1 protein-coding gene is annotated in these 4,348 nt (G+C 64.9%); it reads left to right on the top strand.

The window, feature by feature from the left end; all coding sequences use genetic code 11:
* A partial coding sequence (locus GPL20_RS38405; protein WP_157337918.1) for a non-ribosomal peptide synthetase occupies positions 1 to 4,348 on the top strand: 4,348 nt, incomplete at both ends.

The following is a 4,348-nucleotide window of genomic DNA, read 5'->3' as shown; positions in this document are numbered from 1 at the left end:
ACGAGCTGTTCGAGGCGCAGGTGCACAAGGCGCCGGATGCGGTGGCGGTGGTCTGCGATGATGAGCGGCTGAGCTATGGCGAGCTCAATGCGAAGGCCAACCGCCTGGCGCACCACCTGATCGCCCTCGGGGTCAGGCCGGACCAGCCGGTCGCGATCTGCGTCGAGCGCAGTCCGATGATGGTGGTGGCGCTTTTGGCAATCTTGAAGGCCGGCGGGGCGTATATGCCGCTGGACCCGGCCTATCCGTCGGCGCGGCTGCATCAGGTACTCGACGATGCGGCGCCGCGGCTGCTGCTGGCCGATGTGGCCGGCCGTGCCGCCTTCGGCGCGGATGTGCCGGGAAATGTGAGCGTGGTGAAGCTCGATGCTGCGGCGCCGGCCTGGGCCAGCCTGCCGGAAGCGGACCCTGACCCGCGCGCGCTCAGCCTGACCTCCCGCAATCTCGCCTATGTGATCTACACCTCGGGATCCACGGGCACGCCCAAAGGGGCACAGAATGAGCATCGGGCTATCGTTAATCGCCTGATCTGGATGCAGAACGCCTATGGTCTGAAGGCAACAGACGTCGTGTTGCAGAAGACGCCATTTAGCTTCGATGTCTCGGCTTGGGAGTTCTTTTGGACTTTGCTTGAAGGGGCAACGCTGGTCGTGGCGCCGCCCGGTGCGCACAGAGAACCCGATGCATTGGTCGACTTGATCGTCAGCCAGCGCATCACGACAGTTCACTTCGTGCCATCCATGCTGGTCAGCTTTTTGGATGCGAAGAGTGTTGACCGCTGCACATCGCTGCGGCGGGTTTTATGCAGCGGCGAGGCGCTCCCTGCCGCCAGTGTGCATAGGGTTCGGCGCATATTGCCCTGGACGGCCCTGCACAATCTCTACGGTCCGACTGAGGCCGCGATCGACGTTACATCCTGGAGCTGCCCGGCTGGATTTGATGAGGCTATCGTCCCGATTGGCCGCCCTATTGCCAACACGCGGGTCTACTTGCTGGATGGTCATGGCGGGCTGGTGCCGTTCGGTGCGGTGGGCGAGCTCTGCATTGGCGGGGCGGGGGTGGCGCGGGGCTACCTGAATCGCCCTGAGCTGACAGCGGAGCGGTTCATCCCCAGCCCCTTTGTCGAGGGCGACCGGCTGTACCGGACCGGCGACCTTGCACGTTATCTGCCGGACGGCAATATTGAGTTCCTGGGCCGCAACGACGATCAGGTGAAGATCCGCGGCTTCCGAATCGAACCGGGCGAGATCGTCGCGCGGCTTTGCGGCCACGCCTGCGTGCGCGAGGCGGTGGTGGTCGCGCGCGAGGATGGTCGCGGCGAGCAGCGCCTCGTTGCGTATGTCGTTGCCGCCGAAGCTGAGGAATCTGATCTTGCCGGCGATTTGCGGGCGCATGTGAGTGCGGGGCTGCCGGACCACATGGTGCCGAGTGCGTTCGTGCGGCTGGCGGCGCTTCCGCTGACGGTGAACGGCAAGCTCGATCGAAACGCGCTGCCCGCCCCGGGCGACGAAGCTTATGCGCGTCGGACCTACGCGCCGCCACAGGGCGAGATGGAGACGGTGCTGGCGCAGATTTGGGCCGAGCTGCTGGGGCTGGAGCGGGTCGGACGGAACGACAACTTCTTCGAACTGGGAGGGCACTCGCTCTTGGCGGTGCAGATGATCGAGCGTCTACGGCGGCGGTCACTGCGCATCGAGGTGCGCACCTTGTTCGTCAACCCGGTGCTGGCGGATCTGGCTGCAAGTCTGGGCCGCCATCACGAGGTGGCGGTCCCAGCCAACCTAATCACCGAGCGGAGTACGGCGATCACGCCGCAGATGTTGCCGCTGATCGAGCTGGCGCAGGACGAGATCGACCGGATCATCGCCACGGTACCCGGCGGGGTTTGCAACATCCAGGACATCTACGGCCTGTCGCCGCTGCAGGACGGCATCCTGTTCCATCATTTGCTAGCGGCAAAGGGCGATCCATACCTACTGGTGTCGCAGATGGCGTTTGCCGAGCGTGGGCTGCTCGATCGCTATCTTGCCGCGGTCCAGCGGGTGGTGGATCGGCATGACACCCTGCGTACCTCGTTTGTCTGGGAGGGATTGTCGCGGCCGGCCCAGGTGGTTTGGCGGCAGGCGCAACTGGAGGTGATCGAGGTCCAGCTGGATGGCGCTCATGGCACTGGAGCCGAGCAGCTCAGGCAGCAGTTTGACCCACGTCGGCACCGCATCGAGCTTGGCCGGGCGCCACTGCTGCGGTTTGTGATAGCGCGCGAGCCCGGCAGTCCGCGCTGGCTGCTGCTGGAGCTGCAGCATCATCTGATCGGAGATCACACGACGCGGGACGTGATGCATGCTGAGGTCCGGGCCGAGCTGGAGGGGCGCCAGCATGAGCTGACCGCGCCGCAGCCATTCCGCAATCTGGTGGCGCAGGCGCATCTGCGCCGTGATGCCAAGGCCGATGAAGCGTTCTTCCGGGTGCTGCTGGCCGACATCGACGAGCCGACCACGCCCTTCGACTTGAGCGAGGTGCGTGGCGACGGCGGCGGGGTTCGAGAGGCGCATCGGATGCTGCCGTCAGCGCTCCATGCGAGGCTGCGCGAACAGGCGCGGCGGCTGGGCGTGAGTCTGGCGAGCCTCTGCCATCTGGCGTGGGGACAGGTGGTGGCGCGCAGCAGCGGCCGCGAGCAGGTGGTGTTCGGCACGGTGCTGTTAGGCCGGCTGCATGGCAGCGCTGGCGCCGACCGCGCCGTGGGGCTGTTCATCAACACCCTGCCGCTGCGGCTTGATCTCGATGACACCGCCGTCGAGGCGAGCGTGCGGATGACGCACGCCCGGCTGGCCGACCTGCTGGCACATGAGCATGCCTCGCTGGCGCTCGCACAGCGCTGCAGCGCTGTTGCGGCGTCGGCACCGCTGTTCAGCACACTGTTGAATTACCGTCACAACACGGCGCCGGCTGTGCCCGCCTCCTGGACGGATGATGTGTTGTCGGGCATGGAATGGCTGGGTGCGGAGGAACGCACCAACTATCCCCTGACTCTGTCGGTGGAGGATTTTGGCGAGGCGCTGGGCCTCACTGTGCAGGTGGCGGAGCCAATCTCGGCGGATCGGATCTGCAGCTACATGCAGCGGGTGCTCGAGCAGCTGGCAAAGGCGCTGGAGCATGCCCCGGATACGCCGGTACGCGAGCTGGACATCTTGCCGGCTGAGGAGCGCACCTACCTGCTGGAGGATCTGAACCGGACGGCGGAGGCCTATCCATCGGACCGGTGCGTCCATGAGCTGTTCGAGGCGCAGGTGCAAAAGGCGCCGGAGGCGGTGGCGCTGGTCTGCGAAAACGAGCGGCTGAGCTATGGCGAGCTCAATGCGAAGGCCAACCGCCTGGCGCACCACCTGATCGCGCTCGGGGTCAAGCCGGACCAGCCGGTTGCGATCTGCCTCGAACGCAGTCCGGCGATGGTGGTTGGTGTCTTGGCGATCCTCAAGGCTGGCGGTGCCTATCTGCCGCTGGACCCAGCCTATCCCAGCCAGCGGCTGCATCAGGTTGTCGACGATGCCGCGCCGCGGCTGCTGCTTTGCGACGTCGTCGGTCGCGCAGCACTCGGCCCTGAGGTGCTGACCGATGTGACGGTTATCGATGTGGAGACGGCCACGCCCGCCTGGGCCGACCGGGCGGCTTCAAACCCTGACCCGCGCACGCTTGGCCTCACATCGGGCCATCTCGCTTATGTGATCTACACCTCAGGCTCAACCGGAACCCCAAAGGGGGTCATGGTCCAGCATCAGGGCTTGGTCAATCTGCTGTCGGCTCAGGTCGGCCTCTTTGACGCTTCTTCCAACAGCCGCGTCGTGCAGTTTGCCTCTATTGCTTTTGATGCAAGCGCTTGGGAGCTTGTTATGGCGTTTGGCTCCGGAGCCGCTCTGCACTTGCCTGCGGAAGAGATCCGTCAAGCGAGTAGCAAGCTATCGGATTATCTGCAAAGCGAAGCCATCACCCACGCGACATTACCCCCAGCGTTGCTTCAGATAAGCAAGGATCCGGAAGGTTTGGCTGTGCAAGTTCTCATTCTTGCTGGAGAGCTGCCGAAGCCAGAACTCATGCGAAGTCTGGCCCCAGCATCAATTGCCAATGCTTACGGCCCGACCGAGGCAACAGTCTGTGCGACGATCTGGACTTGCCCGGCTGATTTCAATGGGTCGTTGGTCCCGATCGGGCGTCCAATCGCCAACACGCGGGTGTACCTGCTGGATGGCCATGGCGCGCCCGTGCCGTTCGGCGCGGTGGGTGAGCTTTACATTGGCGGGGCGGGGGTGGCACGGGGCTACCTGAACCGCCCTGAACTGACAGAGGAGCGGTT

It is taken from the genome of Bradyrhizobium cajani, assembly GCF_009759665.1.
Taxonomy (GTDB): Bacteria; Pseudomonadota; Alphaproteobacteria; order Rhizobiales; family Xanthobacteraceae; genus Bradyrhizobium; species Bradyrhizobium cajani.
This window is presented reverse-complemented; position numbering and strand designations above follow the sequence as displayed.